Raw genomic sequence first — 18,334 nt, 5'->3', positions numbered from 1 at the left:
AGAATCTCAATTCCTGTCTTTATAAGTTATCTCCGTATAACTAACAATAATGTTTCCGTTATTCCCTGTGCCCACGGCTTCACGATCTGAAATAACCGTTGTATCAGGCGGTATAGAATTAGAAGAGCTTCCCTTCTTCTTGTTGTTTTTTACATCATAGAGAAAGTAAGAAGTATCCTTCGCCTTCGGCGCTGAATAGCCCGTGGGCGAAGGCACTAACGTATAGGATTTCATCACTGCAGTATTAGCATCCCTCCATCCTGCAACCTCCACTGCCGAATCCTCATTGCTGTCTTCCGCTTGAATGGAAGCAATCGGAAGCCCGTCCTTATCGTAGAAGTGTATGACCTGCGGAGCTATTTTTAAATAATCAATATCGATATCCAGGATTCGCTTGCGGTCATTCAAGGATTGATCCATCCAGGCAATGGTCCCCGCCGGGTTCCACTTTATTTTCTCAGATGGCACATATTGATTCGCGGGCAATGCTATCTTGCGTAACGCAACGCCTTTATTATTGTAGAATGTCAATTGTCCGCTCTCATCATCATGGACAAACCGCTCCAGCGTTGGAGCAAGAAAGAGAGAAGGCGCTCCACTCGTCGAATGAGGAATGACAGGATATTTCAATAGATGCACATCATCCTTGCCTGTCTTCAGATCAAAGATCCATACATTTCCAAGGTAGCTTTGCAGGAAAAGCTTTTGCTCATCTGCTCTCCATTCTTGCTTATAAATATAATCGTAATCAGGTGTAAGCGGCCAAAAGTCTTCGCGGAGCCGTTCAATAGCTCCCGTGTTTATATTGTAAGCGGACAAGTGGTATTGCCCTGCTTTCTCCGTCAACTCCGATTCCAGAAACAACAGACGGTCTTCATCCATTGGAAACAGCATATTGTAACTGCTCATAAATGAATTATTCCAGCGATTGTCTGATGAGTTCAATGTATCACTCCATCTTACATGTACTTCATCCGTAGCAGGATCATGGGATATTAATGCGTTGATTGCGTTATGGTCTCCGAAAAAGAGATGTATGGTGTGATATTTTTTCCCCTGCAATTCAACGGCCGGTCCTCCGCTTAGCGAATAGTTGTTTTCCGGCAGACCTATCGGCCTGGCCACAAGATCTCCGGCAGAGTTCCTCTCCGCTCTGAACATGAGATCTTCCAGGCTTGATGTTATAGTCTGCGTACTAACGTCGTCTTTGGGGCTGGAAATAGGATGCGCAGAGCTCTTACTGTTAAGAGCTTTCTCTTTGTTATCTTCGCCAGTACAGCCGGCCAGCGCCAGAATAAAAGAAATAGCTGCTGCCGGGACTAGAAGTTTTCGCTTTATCACATTGAAACCTCCTTCTTTCTTCTATAATTATTGGACGGCAGAAATGGGAGATAGTTGCAGATTTCCCGGTGCAATACAAAGAGACCTGAACTAATCCCTAGACATTAGACAGGTCTCTTAAGCCGTTTCCACTTGTCTGCTTCCTATTCATTGTGCAGGCTGTGCCTGCTCCGGTGCCTTATGTTTCATAATCGGCAACATCATCAATGCGCCCAGGAGGAACAGAATTCCGGCTCCGCTGTAGATGGTACTGAGCGGAAAGGCACTCTTGAGCGCACCCGCCAGCGACATGGATACCACCATCATCCCGACGAACATCGGATTCAGCACCCCGTTGACCCGGCCGACAATCGAGCTATTAGACCATCTCAGAATCATTGTGCTGATCCCGATATGAATGCAAGGGAACATCAGCCCGTTCAGGAACTGGATCGTGAGCGTGAGCGGAACACTTGTTGAGAACCCGACGATAGTGGTGCATACGGCACCTGCCAGCATCCCCATGGCGAGCAGCAGCTGGGGCGGAACTTTTTTGGCGAAGGCGGCTACGATCCCTCCCCCGATCAGCATGGCTGCACCATTAACCATAAGCATGTATTGCAGGAACTCTTCGCTCTTGCCCAGCCGCTCTGTGACGATGAACAGATTCAATGCCTGGGATGCGCCTACAGCAAGTCCCGCCAGTACAAACGCAAGTCCGAGCATCCGCAGTACCTGACTCTGCCAGACATACCGGAAGCCTTCGGTGAAGTCCTTACGGAATTGCCCCTTCGCGGCAACTGTTCCGGCTTCCATATGATCCTCCGGCAGACGAATAAGCACAAGTGCCGACAGCAGAAAAGCCACGCCCATTACAGCGATGGAGATCTCAAGGCCGAAGGTGCTGTATACGAAAGTGCCTAACATTGGTCCAAGGACCATGAAGATGGCCATCAGCGATTGGAAGAGTGCCATCCCCTGCTGCAGTTGTTCCTCCGGCACATGGAATTTAAATAACCGCATGCTTGAAGGCTGTGAGAACTGCGACAGAATAGCCGAGATGAACGCGACCAGATACACCGATTCCCAGGAACCGAAGTGAATGCTGAGCAGAACGGCGAATACCGATACCGCAGACAGGGAATCACACCAGATCATCGTCCGCTTCGGCCTCCAGCGGTCGGCAAAGGTCCCTCCTATGAAGGAAAATACAAAGATAGGCGCAAATTCAGCAACGCTGATCAGCGAAATGGCGTAGGGATCATTGTTGGTCCTTTCTGCAACATAAAGCAGAATTGCAAAATTACGCACCCAGATCCCGATCTGCAGCAGCACGCTCGATAATAAAATTGTCTGCAGGAAGCGATTACGGAACAAGCCAGGCGTATTCGCGCTATGTTCATGCGGATTCAATCTTCTCAACCTCCTATTTATCCATAGAATACGCTCAGCTGCTTAAGGCTGGTTTCTCCTTTCACTGTCTATATTATACGGAGCGGACCGCGATCTTTAAAGCTATAAATGCGGGGACCGAGTGGATCAATTCACCCCGAAATATTCCTTCAGTCCCGCTACGATAGCAGCCGCTACCCGGTTCTGGAAATCATCGGAGAACAGGGCGGCTTCTTCGGCAGCATTGGACAAGAAGCCTACCTCAAGCAGCGTAGCTGGCATGTTGGAATATTTCAATACGATAAATTTGTTGTATTTAACCTTGCGGTCTGTGAAGCCGGTTGCCCCCTGCAGGTGCTTGTGCATGATATCAGCAAAAGCCCTGCTCTCTTGACTGTAATAATAGGATTCGGTGCCGCGCACCTCAGGCCGTCCTTCGACCGAATTGGCATGGATGGATACAAAGGCATCCGCCTGAAGCTCATTGGCCATCTCTGCGCGTCTTTTATTGGCGGGATAGGTATCATCACGGCGTGTCATTACCACCTGGAAGGCCGGATCCTGCAGCAGCAGGGCTTCCACCTTGAGCGCCACGCTCAGATTAAAGTCCTTCTCCAGCGTCTTGGTGATTCCGATCGTACCGGGGTCCGCAGCACCATGTCCGGCATCAATAACAATAGTTTTCTTGCCATTGCCAGGTTGAACCGGCGTTACCGGCTGTACAGGAAGAGGCTCCGGTGAAAGGGGGTTCAAGTCAACGACCAGGAGTCTGTAGGCTGCGTCCTCCTCTATATAAGTGGTGTAACGCATAACAGCAGACAAAAACAGGGTGACCCGTACCGTGGAAGCGTCTGTCCCTGACAGCTCGTAAGCCATCCTGCTGACACCCGGGACTCCAGTAATGGCCTGCTCCCCTGACCGAGTATTGCTATCCCACAAGACGGTTTGTAAGAAATCTGCGGAGAATGACGTTAAGGGAAGCTCCACCACGATCTGCAGTGGTTCGTTTCCGGTATGTACGGACGGCTGGACATCGCCGGTAAAAGCAAGCATCAGGCGGTTATCGCTGAAGCTGAGACCGCTCAGCGTTGAAGTCCCTGTTGCGATGACGGGCAGGGCCGCCGGAGGAGCTGTGCCTTCAGGATTTGATGGGGCAGCAATCACGGCCGGATCTGTAGCCGGCCCGGAATCCGTCTGCGCTGCTGGAGTTCCCGCTGAAGTTAAGCCTACCACCTTGCGGCTGTTGTCCCAGCTCACCTGGACGCCCATGGCTTCGCTGATGAATCTTAACGGGACAAGCGTGGTTCCGTTAAGGTTGCGGGGCGCTGTGGACAGCGAATGGGAGGTTCCATCGATTAAAGCCTCCTTGCGGCCAATGGTTAGTTCAACGCTGCCGGATTCCTTCGGAATGGTTACGGTTCCAACCTGTTGATTCCAGATGACCCCCATTCCCATATTCTCTGCAATGATTCGCAGGGGAACCATTACACTGCCGTTAACAATTTCAACCTTGTCTTTCTTTTGCATCGGGATGGCTTGACCGTCCAATACAATCGTGGGGCTTGTCTTCGCAGCGGCTTTGGCCTGTCCGCTGAGCGGGAAGCACAAGAATAGCGCTGCCAGCAGGAGGAACCAACTACATTTTTTCATGCGTGCATCTCATCCATTTCATCTGATAGTAGAATTGCTGATTCTTAAATTAGACTCCAATAAATGGAATTGGTTGCGGAATTGAACATTTATAATTGGGTAAACATAAAAATGCGGCACCCCGTGGGGTACCGCATAGCAATATTCTATTCTCTTTACTGGACTTGCTTCAATTGAACGGTCTTCATGTATTCCTTGAATTCTTCGGCGATTTCTTTGTACTTCGTATGGTGCAGGTAATGGGAGCCTACCATAGGGATCAATTTACCCTGTGCAGACTGCTTCGCCTGCTCCTCATGCAGCGGAATCCACTGCTTGTTGTGCTCGTTATTGGATTGCGCGAACAGCAGAATTGGCAGGTCCTGCGGGTATGTCAGCTTTGAGCCGTTTTTGAAATTGGAACCGAGGTGGCTAAGCTCATTCATCAGCGTTGAATTATTGCCGTGCACGGCAGAGATGAATTTCATCTGTTCTTTGGTGCGTTCATCATAGTCAAGCGATTTAAACGAATCTCCGCCCAACTTTGTTAGCAGCCGCATCACACCTGAATCTTTAGCAAACTTCATCGCCTTCAGCGGCAATTTGACATCCATGCCAGGCTGGTTGGGAACACTGCTGTCAATCCCTACGAAGGCTTGCACTTCATCCGGATAAGCATTCACATATGACACGGCATAGAGTCCTGTAATGGAATGACCCATCAGAATGTAACGCTTCAGCCCGAGCTGCTGCACAGCCTCATGAATTTCAGTGATGATATTCTCTGTTGTTCTTTCTTTATCCGTTCCATCACTAAGACCGTAACCGAAAGGCTCGATGGCCACCACCTTGTAGGAGGGGGTCAATTGGTCTATCAGCAGCTTAAAGTCAAGCACAGGCGACGGAGTTCCTTGCCCCGGCAGCAGGACAATGGTCTGCCTGCCGCTGCCTTGAATAGACACATTCATCTTTTTCCCGTCTACCTCGACGTACTGGCCATAGGTTTCAATCTTCTTCTTCTCGCTCCCGTTGCTGATCGCATTGACAACATACGTGATGCCTATGAACAATACCAGTGCTGCGACAATGCCCCCGATTATTTTCAACCATAAATGCCGCTTCTTGCGGCCCTTAGTCTCAGCGTTATTCTTTCCGGCCATCTCTGCCATATCCATCTTCTCCTGTCTATATCTCTGTTGATCCGCCTTAGCGGTATATGAAGAGTGTACTTGCTTAAGATGTCCTCTTCATGACGGGAATATGAACGGAGTATGAACAGGCAGACGCTCTGCGGCTCGGCTACAGCACGGATAGATTTACAGCAACAGACTGCATAACCTCAATCACTCTTTCTGCAGACGGCTGTCTGTAATAGAGCAGATCATAGGACCGCGGAACAAGCTGAATCAGCAGATGGAGGTCCGAACGGGAATAATCAAGCACCAGGACGTTGTGTGATTCCAGCGCACGGGTGATTCTCGCGAGCCACTCTTCCGCAGGAACGGAGCCGTCGTGAATCACTGCCACTTTGTACAAGCTGTTCATCTGATTGTATAAGCCTTTTACAGACCGGACCGCCAGTTCATACCGGATAAAAGCATCCTTCCAGGGCTTGCGGCGGGCCGGGTCGAACCAATCCCCGAGAATGCTCTGAAGCTCAACCTCCAGCGTGGGATGCTTGTGTTTGAATAATTCAAGATTCGTGAACCATCCCTGGTATTTCTTCTCGTCGTAAGTGGTGGGATGATACTGGTGCAAGACTATACATTGTGTGTTTAAGATGAATTTGGCACCTTGCTGATATAAACGGTAGCCAAGCTCACAATCTTCCAGTCCCCACTCAATAAAATCCTCATCGAACCCTCCGGCTTCTTCGTAGTTTAGACGGGGGGCTGAGAAGTTGCAGCTATAGAGCAAAGCCCAGATGTTCTCAATATTCCCCGCGTTCTCCGAGAACCGCTGGATGACCGGCAGGCGCGGATCTCTGCGTTCCAGAATTAAGGACGAACGGTTACTGTCTTCCACCTGGCTGAACGGCAGCCGGTTGTCCTCAGCCAGAAAGTCTCTCAGGCCCATCACGACTACAGGCTCACCGCAGAGCTGATGCACCTTCCAATGCTGATAGATGAAGTCCCGCTCTACGACCTGATCACCGTCCAAAAACAATAAAATGTCGCCGCCCGCCTGCGACACGCCCAGATTCCTGGCCGCTGATCTGCACTTTGCAGCATCCGGCGTTTTGTAAACGTATTTCAAGGAATAATCAAGGTCGAGCGCGGTAATCCGCTCTTGTGTTCCGTCATCTGAACCGTCGTCAACGAAAATGACCTCGAAGCATCCTTCCGGCACCTGAACCTGGCGGTTAAGCGATAACAGGCATTCGGCTACCAGATTTTTAATATTGTACGCCAATACAAGTATACTTATCTTCATATTTTCCCGGCCTCCTTATGGATGGTTCTCCGGTTCGATGTGTTAACCAGCCCGAAGATGGACAGCGCCGCCAGCGATATAGACATACAGGCCACGAATACGGAACGGTAGCCGAACATTCCTGATATGGCTCCCGAGACCACGCCTCCCAGGGAGGAGCCGATTCTGGAAGTGTTGCTGTAGAGGGTGGTCGCGGTTCCCGGCTCCTCCGGCAGCAGCTCCTGAAAATAACTGATGCCGTAGCCCATGATAATGGACACTGAAATGGCACTGAGCACCTGCGCGAAATAGAGCAGGATAATGGAGTGAGCCAGGGCAAACACCAGGAAATACAGGACATTGGAGATGATACCGATCAGGATGATTGCGGTTTTGCCCATTTTTCTGGACATCACTCCGACAACAACCATCAAGGGAAGCTCGACAATCGCCGTAATGCTATAGAGCCAGCCTAACTGCTGATAATTCCCATGCATCGTGGTAGAGAAGAACAGCGGCAGCACAAGGGTACTCATCGAAGAAGCAATACTGAGCAGTATAAATGTACCCAGTATAGAGGAAATTTGCGGCTGCTTAATGAATTGTCCCAGCTGTACAGGCTGCTTGTCTTCCTGAACAGCTAGGGTTACAGGATGGCTGCGGAACAGAATGAAGGCGATCAGGCTTACGAAGATGTATGTAGCGGCTACAATCAAAAAAAGGTAAAAAAAGTTATATTGATTAACCAGAACCGAACCGATCGACGGCCCGGCAATCCAGCCCAGGGAGTATAACATTCTTAGAATATTCATCGCCAGCGGCTGATTAATGGCACTGATATTGGACCTCGAGATGGAGTCTCTGGCATAAGCAAAGACCTGCGGGAACGAAGCGAACGATATTCCGAAGAATAGGGCCGACACGGCCAGCAGCACATAATAGTTGGTGAACAGGGCGAATAGCACATAGGCGGCTGATGTCGAGAGCAGGGTGAAGATAATGATTGTTTTTCTGCTGAATCGGGTATCGGAGGCTTTGCCAAGGAACGTGCTGATGAACAGGCCGAAGACCATGGTGATGGACATCAGTATGCCATACGACAAAGGAGTCATGCCCGCCTCCTGAATACAATACAGCGATAAAAAGGGATTGGTTGCCGATACACTGAGTCCCAGCATGGTTATGGTAAAGACCAGGGCTACGAAACTAGGCATTTTGATAATATCTTTGAGAAAACCGGAATTCATTCTCATCGTTCTGTCTCCAGTTATGATTTAGTAGGTACCTTTTGCTGCATGTTCAAACCATTCCCGTACATTGTTAACCATGATCTCGCTTAGAATATCCTGGTCCACCCCTTGATGTATGATATACGGACAGACATCACGGGTCAGATGGGTCATGGACCAATCGGGGGCAAAAGAAAGCACCTCTTCCCTCTCCCACCAATCAATGGACCCGCAATAATCATGAGAGACCAGCAACTGCTTGTGATAACCGCTCTGTATCAGCTTCAGCAGCAGGTCAGGACGTTCACGGGATGACATCCCGATTGACAGACCAAACCGGTCTAAGCCAAGCAGAGCTTCCCGGTTCAGCAATTGAGATAAGTAGGCCATGTCATGGGTGTCCCCTGAATGCCCAATAATCACTGCCCTGGCGGAGACGCCTTCTTGCTCAAGCAGATCCAATTGGTCCAGCCCATTCTTAGACGCCGCGTGGGTATGGGTCATAATGGGAACCCCGGTTCGCTTATGCGCGCGGGCAGCCGCCCGGATAATTTTCTCCACATCCGGCGTAACGCCCTGAGCATCTGTTGCACATTTAATGAAGCCGGCCTTGATTTCCGTATTCTGAATCCCCACTTCAATATCCCTGATGAATAACTCCGCGAGATAATCGATATTCTTTCTCCTTAGCGGCTCAGGCAGGTCCTGACAAGTATACATTCCGGTCGCTGCAATAATGGTTACGCCTGTGCATTCGGACACCTCCCTTATGAAGGCAACATCCCGGTCCTGACCCATGACGGTGGGATCACAGATGGTCTGTATCCCGGCATTCCTGGCGGCCAGAACCTGCTCCTTCGCCAGCTGAAGCTCTTCATTGCGGTTGTATAGATGTGGGAATTGGGTCGCGACTTCGACGGATCTGACCCGCATATGCTCATGGATAAGAGCGGGCCCAAGCTGCGAGCTGTCAACAGTCCCTGTTACAGAGTTTATGTTTGTCATAGGATTTATTTTCCTTTTTTCAGATTAGATCCGTACTAGTTGTTTGCCCGGATTCGTGCCGCTGAACAAATTAATGAAGGCACCGATAGTGTTCTCCAGCCCCTCAGTGATGGTCTCTGGGCATTTCAACTGCCCTTCCCTAAGCCATCTCCCCAGTTCCAGCCTGGCTTCCGTAAGACGGTCTTCATAATCGGCAATCAGTATACCCTTAACCATCGCCCTGTGAAGAAGAACTGCCGGCAAAATCCGGGAGCCTGCCTCTGGTCTGACGAGATTATAGAGCGCAATTTGGCCGCAGACCGCGATCCGGGCGTAATCATTGATATGACCGAAAACGGCATCGGAGATATCTCCCCCGACATTATCGAAGTACATATCAATTCCATGAGGACATGCCTTCATCAATTCGATACGCAGATTGTGATCCAAGCGATAATTGACCGCTTCATCGAAGCCCAATTCCTCTTTCAAATAGCGAACCTTCTCATTCGAGCCGGTAATGCCAACGACATGGCAGCCATAGATGTTTTTGGCGATTTGGCCAACGGCTGCGCCGACGGCCCCTGCCCCGCTGGATACTACAAGGGTCTCGCCTTCGCGGGGCTTACATACGTCCGCAAGACCGAAATACGCGATCAGTCCAGGGGTACCCAGAATGCTCAAGTAAGCTGTAGCCGGCTGGATGTCCGGGTCCATCTTCAATAATTGTCCGGCCCTATGTACGCTATATTCCTGCCAGCCCAGGATGCCCCATACCCTCTCTCCTGTCTGAAGACCGGATGACCGGCTCTCCACTACCTCGCCAATACCCGCCCCGCCAAAAATCTCCCCGATCTGATAGGAATCCATATAGGATTTGCTGCGGCGCATCAGGCCCCGCATGTACGGGTCAACCGACAGATAGGCGCTCTTCACAAGTACCTCTCCCTCCGACAGGGCCGGAACTTCAACCGTCTCCAGCCGAAAATGTTCTTGCTGCGGGATGCCCTGAGGCCGCTGGCACATTACAATTCTAGTATTTGTTAGAGAGGGCATAACATCATCAATTCCTTTTAATATATAATATAGTATTATATTGCAATATATCCACTAATTACATATGATAATAACAGATCAGACAGGGAGGCGTTCATTATGGATTTCGATTATACCGGTAAGATCGTTCTGATTACAGGCGGTTCACGGGGCATCGGCCGTCAGCTTGTGCAGTCATTTAGTGCGATGAAAGCTAAGGTGTACTATACTTATCTCTCTGCTGAACGGTTCCAGCCTGTCATTGCCGATTCAGCCGAAGGGCCGCAACCGGTTGGGGTACAGGTCGATGCGGGGTCAGACCAACAGGTTGCGGCATTTACTTCGGATGTCTGGCAGCAGCATCAGGCGATTGATCTTCTGATTAACAATGCCGCGTTCATATGGAGAGCCGATTTCGGCAACACCACCACCGAGCTATGGAATACCTCGCTTCAGACCAATCTGATGGGTGTGGTGCATCACTGTACCTCCGCACTCCCCTATATGATCAGGCAAAAATCAGGCAGCATCATCAATATATCGACAGTCTGCGCCGGTCACCCGGTCCGGGGACAAGCTGCCTATTCCTCCACTAAGCAAGCCGTCGATTCCCTGACCAAATCGCTCTGCCTTGAATATGGAGCCTTTGGCATCCGGGCCAACACCATCTCTCCCGGTCTGATTGTCACCGAGAAGCCGAAACGGGTCACCGAGGAAGATGTCCGCAAGATACCGTTACAACGGGCAGGTTACGCTGCAGATGTGTGTCATGCTGCTGCTTTTCTGGGGAGCGAAGCGGCAAGCTTCATCACCGGAGCAGATCTGCTGGTTACGGGCGGCTCACACCTGAACTGAGATTCCGGGTTAGAATTCCGGTAAGGGACCGGCAGCGCTCCTCCCGGTGAAGCGCATCCAGCGGGACCTCCCGGAAAAGAACGGAGCCTTCACAGACAAGCTCTGACTCCTTACACATTACTCTTGCCCGCGCCTTCATGTCCCCCTCGCTGCCGGTATTCTCAAAGGTAAGCTCCACCCCAAGAATGTCCGGCGGCGACACCATCCGCAAAAACTTAAGCCGTTCAAAGCTTATGGGGATCAGCGAACAGCGGTAATCGCTGTTGATCCACGTGAACAACCTCGATAATTGAATGATAGACTCCGTAATCAGCGCCGCAGGCAGCACAGGCTGTTCGGGAAAATGATCCCGGAAGATATCTTCATTCAAAGAGACATACTTCTTCCCGGAAATAGAGTCAGCCGTCAGAGCAGTGATTTCATCCATAAAAATATATCTCATATTCTGCAGGCTCCTTTAGCAGCGGAGTATACTTCCTCAGGAATGAGCGCAGGTGCTTTGCTCAACAGATCGACCGGAACCATCCGGTTCTCCGCAGTATAACGCTTATCCTGATCCACCCAGATTTCGGTGTGAAAATCAATCCAATAATGCATGATTCGCTTCACGGACGTTCGGATCTCTATGAACTCGTCATAGTAGACCGGGTGCAGAAAATCAATTTCAACTTTTTTCATCACAAAAAAAATGCGGTATTGGTCAAGCATCTCTTTCAGGGAAAGGGCATGTGTCCGGAACCATTCGGTACAGCCGGCCTCAATAAACTCACAGGCGTTACCGAAATAGACCACCCCGCCGGCGTCGGTGTTCTTGAAATATATCCGTCGATGGATCACCGAATAGGCCTCATTGTCCAGCATCCTGCTTCCTCCCCTTTTCTCCCGTTACGACGGTAGTAAATGGTGTTTTTTGATGATAGACGAGGTTTCTCCATTCCATTTTGTTGGAAATCACGGCCCACAGCGAGCTTATGCAATACACCACAGATACGAATGAAGCGAGCACCAGCACGGCTATACGGATAAACGACGGGCGATAATCTGGAATCTGCGAAGCGTCCCGGGATACGGCGGCCACAACAAGAGTGGCCCCTGCTATATGCAACAACGGCCAATACAAGAAGATGTACAGCAAGGAAGGGACATTGCCTGCTATTCTGAACCCGAGGGCAACCAGGAACAGGATCGCTCCCAATAACCGCGGCATCGTCACTAGGAAGAAGCCAAACGCCCATAACCGCTTGTAATTTACCTTCGTGTTCAGGGCCTGGCGCTTCACCCATTTCACCCAAGCGAAGCCTTGGATATCGAAATGCTCCGGTACTAAGCAATCGGGAACGTATTGGATGCGGAATCCCGCTCTCCTTACTACATCTGAAATGGTGAAGTTATCATGAAAGGCCTCTGACCAGATGGATTTCATCCCGATCTGTTCAAACACATTTTTACGTATCCCAAAAGAAAAACCTCTGGCAAAACGGGTCACGGGAAACGTGATCATAGTGGTCGCCAGGAAATCCCAGTATCTTGCCGCCAGGGCCAGCACACTCTTGCTCTTGGATACGATCCATGCGCTGCCGGTGGTGAGGCCGACATGAGCGGACTGCAGCGGCTGTACCATCTGTTCAATCCAGGTACTCTGGGGCACGATATCCGAATCAATAAACACATAGACCTCGGTATCCTTGGATGCATGCGCTATGCCAGTTAACAGATTATTCACCTTATCGCTCCGGTGCCGGGAGACCTCGGAATGAGATGCCTTCACCAGATGAATCCGTGGTGACTGCGCCGCATATTGATGAACCAGCTCCTCCCCTCCTCCGTTCTCCTCCGAAGTAACTGCGAGCACTTCATAGTTCCCGGCATACTGCTGGCTGGCAAGACTACGCAAGGTCGATTCAAAGTTATAGTCCAGCCCGCGAAAGGGAAGCAGCACGGTAACCTTAGGATGATAAGGCGGTTTGGCCGCTATTGTCCGGCGGGAGCGCTGCCTCTCCAGTATAAAATAAACAGCAAGAAATCCCGGCACCAGAAATAATGACATCATCACAATATTAAAAATCCAGATCCACACGTTCGTCCCCCCTCTTCCATCTGAGCAGGTTCATTCCGTCTTCTGCATTCAGCCTTATGTTGTTATTCAAGCTATGAGTAGAGATCACATCCTCCTGCTTCGTGATTAATCTCCCGTCAGGCACAATCAACTGCCCCTCTGCGGAAATCGTAATCCGGAAGAAAAAGCTGCGCTTCTCCTCATTGACCGATAATAGCTTGGCATAATAGGTCACTTGCTCATCCTGAAACACAGGCCGGTTAAACACAAAATTACTGAAGCTAACAATTCCGGCCCCATGCCGGTTATGGGTGACTTCACGCGCAAGCCTGCCTGCAGTCTGGAATACGGACTCAAGCAGAACATAGAATGGCACCGTCAATCCTGTATCGCATTCCGCTTCAAAGACATCCTCACGGGGCTGTAGAACCTGGCAGGACTCTGCCTCCATGGGGCCCACTCTTGTAAAAGATACCAATTGCATATACCGCAAGCAGCTTCACATCCCTTACCCGCCAAAGTTAATCCAAATGTCTTCCTCCGGTCACCGGCAATTGGGTGCCTGTAATGTATGAGGCATAATCACTGGCCAGGAACAGCGCCGCATGACTGACATCGTCTACGGTGCCCATTCTTCCAAGGGGCGTGCGTTCCATAATCTTCTTCTTGACCCCGGTTTGCATCGTATTTACGACATCGGTTTCGATTAGTCCGGGCGCAATAGTGTTAACACGGATGTTATACGAACCGTATTCCAGTGCCAGTACCTTGGTTAGCGATTCAACTGCACCTTTGGTTGCTGTGTATACTGCTTGGCCCCGCCCGGGCTGCAGTGCCGAGCGGGATGAAATATTGATGATCGATCCCGATTTATTCAGAATCATATATTTGATAGCCGAAGAGCAGAAGGCAATGACAGAATTCAGGTTGGCGCTGATTCCCTCGCTCCAATCCTGCTCGCTCATTTGCAGGAACAGGCCTCTTGGAATCCAGGCAGCATTATTAACTACAACATCTATGCGCTTATGATTCTTCCAGACCGTATCCATAAAGCTCTCCACATCAGGCTTAGATCTCCCGTCCACTCTCAGGCCGGTGACATCCGCCCCGTATTGCTCCCTGCACTCTTGTACAACTGCTGCTGCCTGATCTTCACTGGATAAATAGGTGAAGTATACGGTCGCGTTAGCCCGTGCGAAATGCGTAACCAGTCCCCGCCCGATGCCTCTGCTTCCTCCGGTAATAATGACTACTTTGCCCGAGAAATCAATCTTCACGGCCGGTCACACCCTATTCTCCGATTTCTCTAACTTGGCGGATACGAAATCTACCATATTCTCCACCGTCAGATAATGGAACAGATCATAGGGACTGGCAAGCGCCGAGAGGTCCTCATCCGATACAGTGAAATATTGCCGTACAGAAGAGACGGCTTCCGGAGACAGCCGGCCATCGCTGAACATTCCCCGGTTGGCAATCACATTGGGCAAATTCCAGAATTCCTGGCTGTCGATCTTGATGCCAAATTCCTGTTCAAGCATGAACGTTAGCTCCAGCGTCTCTGCACTTTCCAGATTTAAATCTCTGTAAAGATAAGTATTCGGCATGATTTGAGCCTCTGGCAGATCAAGGACATCCTGCAACAATTTTTTCACTTTGCTGTAAATGGTTTGATCCATAACGCACCTCCGCGAAGAATAGATTTCTTTGTTATTGTATACATAATTTTCTATTAATAGCAATGATTTTTTTGGCGATAAAAGAGTTAAAGATAGTGTTATTTACTATTGAAATTATTTTCATAGTGAGTTATTATCGGCAAAAATGGATGTTTTATCCTAGTAATCTATCAGTCGATTTGTAGGAGGTTATGTCAATGAAGAGCGCTTTATCGGACTGCCGTGCGCTGGTTACAGGTGCATCAGGATTCGTAGGGACATGGCTCACTCAACATTTGCTTGAACAAGGTGCTGAACTAACCTCTATCCTGAGTGAGCTCAACCCGCGAAGCCCGTTTGCCCAAATGGGGCTGGACAAGGAAATTCGCTGTTACTATGGTTCAATTACCGACTACCACCTAATTGAACGCGCTATCACGGACGAAAGAATTAACACCGTCTTTCATCTGGCCGCCGTATCCATGCAGGATTTGGCATACCAGATCCCCTGGCAGACGTTCGAGACTAATGTGAAGGGTACTTACAATCTGCTGGAGGTCTGCCGGATTCACAAGGACCAGATCTCCAAAATCATCATTGCCTCCAGTGATAAAGTATACGGTGACAGCCCCATTCTCCCTTATGACGAAGCGATGCCCATTCAGGGCAGGAATCCTTACGACGCCTCGAAATCCTGTTCCGATCTGATCTCCCAGAGCTACAGACACAGCTTCAGCCTGCCTATTGTGGTCGGGCGCTTCGGCAATATTTATGGAGGAGGCGATCTGAACTTCCGCAGGCTTATTCCCGGGACTATACAGCGGCTATACGGCAAGCTTCAGCCTGTCATCCGAATCTCTTCATACGGAACCTATATGCGGGATTTCCTCTACATCAAGGATTTGGTCCAGGCTTATATGGCCATGTACCATTATGAAGCAGATCAGGACGGAGAGCATGTATTTAACTTCGGGACCGGCAAGCTGTGGGAGATCCAGAAGGTTACCTCCCTTATTCAGCGCACGATGAATCTGGAGCATATTGAACCGCACTATGAAGTTCAGAACGGCAGGGAAATTCTGCACCAGCATCTCTCCCCTGAGCGGGCCAAGATGATTCTTCAGTGGTCAGCAGAGACTCCGCTGGAGGAAGGAATCCGCCAAACCGTAGACTGGTATGAACGGTACTGGCTACCCGAAGCCCATACAGCAACGACAGGAGTTGTATAATCCCATGAAATCATCCGTTGTTATAACCGGCATGGGCTGTGTTACTCCACTGGGCCATACGCCCGGGGATATCCATGAAGCCATGCTCCAAGGCAAAACAGCCTACAGCGCCATTAGCTTATTCGATGCATCCGCCTGCAGATGCACCATCGGAGGTGAAATTCCGGATTTCAGTATCAGAGACCTGGGCATTTCCGGCTCTAACATGATGCTGAGATACAACAAGCTGCAGATGAAGGCCGCCTATCAGATGCTGAATGACTATGGACTGATCGCAAGTCTGGAGAATAACGCTATGAATTGTGCGGTCTATGTGGCCAATCATCCGGTAAATCTGGACCCTGAGACGCTGCAGATCATTCGTTCGATCTGCAGCAGCGGCGGGGCTGGAGCCATGGATTTTTCACAGCTGGGGGATAACTTGCACCGGATTCCTCCCTTAAGCGGCGTGAAGCAATTAACCACGGTCCCCTCGCACTTCATTGCCAAAACCACCGGAGCGCACGGACCCGGCAACTTGTATTGTAATAGCGATTGCGGAGGCGTAACGGCCCTCCTGTCTGCGGCTAGGGCCATTGAGACCGGGCGGATTGACCAAGCCATGGTCTCCGCCTCCTTCAGTCCCTTCAGCGCCCATGAATTCAGGTGGTGGCTGGAGACTGGATTCGTCAGAAGCACGGCCGCACGGGAGAATCCTGAAGAGCTGGTCACCCCCTTCAGTCCGAATTCTTCCGGCACGCTAATGAGTGAGGGCGCGGGCGCTATTTTTCTGGAAAGGGAAGAAGTTGCCCTAAGCAATGGCCGCCCTATACTTGCCAGAATCCAAGGCGGGTCCAGCCTGACCATTCCTGGTGAGACTTACTTTGGATTGTCGGGGACAGGCTTCACCAACACCCTGAATCTGGCGCTGGAGCGTGCCAAGCTTGTCCCGGATGACATTGATCTGATGATGTGCAACGCACCGTCTGTTGCCGCTTGGGATGATGCTGAGCTTGAGGGTATCTCTGCCGTGTGGAATGGCTCAAGCGTAAGCGCTGCTGCGTTGAAGGGCTATCTTGGGTATCTCGGTCCCGTATCCGGTCTGCTCGACGTGATCCTGGCGGTGCAATCGATGATCAGCCAAACCGCTGTGCCGTTGAACCACACATCTACGCCCTCTGACAGCCGCTTGGAATGGGTCCGCGCGGAGAAAGCAGCCATGGATATTGAACGGACTGTCGTGAACAGTGCAGGACCGGGCGGGGCTTACAGTGCTATCATTCTTGGGAAAGGGGGCAATCACACGCGATGAGAAGTAAAATTGTAGTAACCGGAATAAGCGCGATTACCCCTCTGGGCAACCAACTGGAATCCATAGTCACCCATCTTAAAGCGGGTCATTCAGGAATCAGGCCGATTGAACGGTATCAGGTGGGAAGCCTGCCTGTTAAACATGCAGCTATGATTGACGATTCGGCGTTGGACCGGGTACAGTACCCTGTTGCCGGCAATATTATATTCAAGCTATTCTACTCCTGTGTGAAGGAGCTTCTGGAAACCGGCGGTCCGGGAAGGTTCTATGCTCCCGAACGCATCAGCTTAATCGTAGGCACAGACCCCAATACCTCCTCTCCTGAGGATCTCCAGTATCTGTACGCTTATGGTAATGCAGAGCAGCCCCCATCAGAGCCGATGGAGCTTGAGACACTGCTCGCTAATCATCCATCTTATATGTTCTATCATGCTGCCCGGGATTTTGGTATAGGAGGTCCAAGTATAGCGAATTTCGGCACTTGCGCTGCATCCGCGCAGGCGATTGGCGACGCCATGCTTATGCTGAGATCCGGGGATGCCGATGCGGTGATAACCGGGGGAGTCTCGTCCAAGCTGGACCCGATGTCGCTGGCCCGCCTCTGCCGGCTCGGTGCGCTTGAGCCCACGAAGGACGATTGCACTGAGAATTGCTCCCCGTTTGACCTGAACAGGAACGGCTTCACGATCGGGGAGGGTTCGGTTCTATTCCTGCTCGAGCGGGAAGAGGATGCACTCCGCCGGCATGCGCCGATCTATGCGGAGATACGGGGGTATGGCAGCTCGCTGGACGGTTATTCCATCACAGACCCGCATGAGTCTTCCCTGGGAATGATCCTGTCCATGGAGCGGGCTATTGAGGATGCCGGAGTGCCGCTGAAGGCCATCAACTACATTAACGCGCATGGTACAGGGACACCCAAGAACGATAAGCATGAGACTGAAGCGATTAAGGCAGTCTTCGGCGCCCTCGCCGGGCAACTGGACATCAGCTCCACCAAATCGATGCATGGCCATCTGATGACAGCCGCCGGGGCCATGGAGACTCTGGTAACGATTCTTAGCCTGGGCAACGGGTTCATTCCGCCCACGATCAATCACAGAACCCCTGATCCCCAGTGTGACCTGAACTATACGCCGAATATATCGAAACCTGCGGACATAGAGATGGCCCTCACCAATTCATTCGGCATGGGCGGACAGAATGCGTCTCTGGTCATTGCTAAATATAAGCGAGGATAAACA

Annotated in this window: 18 protein-coding genes; 4 read left to right on the top strand and 14 right to left on the bottom strand. The window is 50.7% G+C overall.

What is annotated here, in order from left to right; translation table 11 throughout:
• Positions 1-6 precede the first annotated feature (6 nt).
• From NSS83_RS03090 to NSS83_RS03055, 8 genes are all read right to left on the bottom strand, one after another.
• Positions 7-1,341, bottom strand: coding sequence for a hypothetical protein (locus NSS83_RS03090; RefSeq protein ID WP_341185796.1), 1,335 nt, complete (start codon positions 1,339-1,341; stop codon positions 7-9).
• 147 nt (positions 1,342-1,488) lie between these two features.
• Positions 1,489-2,733 (bottom strand): MFS transporter, encoded by a 1,245-nt coding sequence (locus NSS83_RS03085; RefSeq protein WP_341185797.1) that lies wholly within the window; start codon positions 2,731-2,733, stop codon positions 1,489-1,491.
• A 126-nt stretch (positions 2,734-2,859) separates the two neighbouring features.
• A complete protein-coding gene (locus NSS83_RS03080) occupies positions 2,860-4,362 on the bottom strand; it encodes an N-acetylmuramoyl-L-alanine amidase (protein WP_341185798.1) in 1,503 nt (500 codons plus the stop codon).
• Positions 4,363-4,517: 155 nt separating this feature from the next.
• Positions 4,518-5,510 carry an alpha/beta hydrolase gene (locus NSS83_RS03075; protein ID WP_341185799.1) on the bottom strand — a complete coding sequence of 331 codons (993 nt, stop codon included), beginning with the start codon at positions 5,508-5,510 and terminating at the stop codon, positions 4,518-4,520.
• Positions 5,511-5,640: 130 nt separating this feature from the next.
• Entirely contained in the window at positions 5,641-6,774 is a 1,134-nt protein-coding gene (locus tag NSS83_RS03070) for a glycosyltransferase (RefSeq protein WP_341185800.1), read from the bottom strand.
• A complete protein-coding gene (locus NSS83_RS03065; RefSeq protein ID WP_341185801.1) occupies positions 6,771-8,006 on the bottom strand; it encodes a sugar efflux transporter in 1,236 nt (411 codons plus the stop codon). Before NSS83_RS03065 ends, NSS83_RS03070 begins: the two co-directional genes overlap by 4 nt.
• A gap of 21 nt (positions 8,007-8,027) precedes the next feature.
• Positions 8,028-8,987, bottom strand: a complete 960-nt coding sequence (locus tag NSS83_RS03060) for a phosphotriesterase (protein ID WP_341347635.1) — start codon at positions 8,985-8,987, stop codon at positions 8,028-8,030.
• A gap of 24 nt (positions 8,988-9,011) precedes the next feature.
• Positions 9,012-10,022: an NADP-dependent oxidoreductase gene (locus NSS83_RS03055; RefSeq protein WP_341185803.1), complete on the bottom strand. Its 1,011-nt coding sequence runs from the start codon at positions 10,020-10,022 to the stop codon at positions 9,012-9,014.
• A gap of 99 nt (positions 10,023-10,121) precedes the next feature.
• Between NSS83_RS03055 and NSS83_RS03050 the strand changes: the two genes are divergently transcribed.
• Positions 10,122-10,856: an SDR family oxidoreductase gene (locus NSS83_RS03050; protein WP_341185804.1), complete on the top strand. Its 735-nt coding sequence runs from the start codon at positions 10,122-10,124 to the stop codon at positions 10,854-10,856.
• Here the strand turns inward: NSS83_RS03050 and NSS83_RS03045 are convergent.
• The 6 genes from NSS83_RS03045 to NSS83_RS03020 form a co-directional block, all read right to left on the bottom strand.
• Positions 10,831-11,298: a hypothetical protein gene (locus NSS83_RS03045; RefSeq protein WP_341185805.1), complete on the bottom strand. Its 468-nt coding sequence runs from the start codon at positions 11,296-11,298 to the stop codon at positions 10,831-10,833. The two genes, NSS83_RS03050 and NSS83_RS03045, sit on opposite strands and share 26 nt — an antisense overlap.
• A complete protein-coding gene (locus NSS83_RS03040) occupies positions 11,295-11,717 on the bottom strand; it encodes a thioesterase family protein (protein ID WP_341185806.1) in 423 nt (140 codons plus the stop codon). The genes NSS83_RS03045 and NSS83_RS03040 overlap by 4 nt, the downstream gene beginning before the upstream one ends.
• Positions 11,704-12,933 carry a glycosyltransferase family 2 protein gene (locus NSS83_RS03035; RefSeq protein ID WP_341185807.1) on the bottom strand — a complete coding sequence of 410 codons (1,230 nt, stop codon included), beginning with the start codon at positions 12,931-12,933 and terminating at the stop codon, positions 11,704-11,706. The genes NSS83_RS03040 and NSS83_RS03035 overlap by 14 nt, the downstream gene beginning before the upstream one ends.
• Positions 12,914-13,363, bottom strand: a complete 450-nt coding sequence (locus tag NSS83_RS03030; protein ID WP_341185808.1) for a hypothetical protein — start codon at positions 13,361-13,363, stop codon at positions 12,914-12,916. The genes NSS83_RS03035 and NSS83_RS03030 overlap by 20 nt, the downstream gene beginning before the upstream one ends.
• Before the next feature lie 70 nt (positions 13,364-13,433).
• Entirely contained in the window at positions 13,434-14,189 is a 756-nt protein-coding gene (locus tag NSS83_RS03025; protein ID WP_341185809.1) for an SDR family NAD(P)-dependent oxidoreductase, read from the bottom strand.
• A 6-nt stretch (positions 14,190-14,195) separates the two neighbouring features.
• Entirely contained in the window at positions 14,196-14,591 is a 396-nt protein-coding gene (locus tag NSS83_RS03020; protein ID WP_341185810.1) for an acyl carrier protein, read from the bottom strand.
• A gap of 197 nt (positions 14,592-14,788) precedes the next feature.
• Here NSS83_RS03020 and NSS83_RS03015 point away from each other — a divergent pair, with 197 nt between their 5' ends.
• The 3 genes from NSS83_RS03015 to NSS83_RS03005 are packed head-to-tail and all read left to right on the top strand — an operon-like array spanning position 14,789 to position 18,331.
• Positions 14,789-15,799, top strand: coding sequence for a GDP-mannose 4,6-dehydratase (locus NSS83_RS03015; protein WP_341185811.1), 1,011 nt, complete (start codon positions 14,789-14,791; stop codon positions 15,797-15,799).
• Positions 15,800-15,803: 4 nt separating this feature from the next.
• Positions 15,804-17,090, top strand: coding sequence for a beta-ketoacyl synthase N-terminal-like domain-containing protein (locus tag NSS83_RS03010; protein ID WP_341347634.1), 1,287 nt, complete (start codon positions 15,804-15,806; stop codon positions 17,088-17,090).
• A complete protein-coding gene (locus tag NSS83_RS03005) occupies positions 17,087-18,331 on the top strand; it encodes a beta-ketoacyl-[acyl-carrier-protein] synthase family protein (RefSeq protein ID WP_341185813.1) in 1,245 nt (414 codons plus the stop codon). The genes NSS83_RS03010 and NSS83_RS03005 overlap by 4 nt, the downstream gene beginning before the upstream one ends.
• Positions 18,332-18,334: the final 3 nt, after the last annotated feature.

Source organism: Paenibacillus sp. FSL H3-0469 (assembly GCF_038051945.1).
Classification (GTDB): Bacteria; Bacillota; Bacilli; order Paenibacillales; family Paenibacillaceae; genus Paenibacillus_AQ.
The sequence above is the reverse complement of the archived record's forward strand: the minus strand, read 5'-3'. Positions and strand labels throughout refer to the sequence as shown.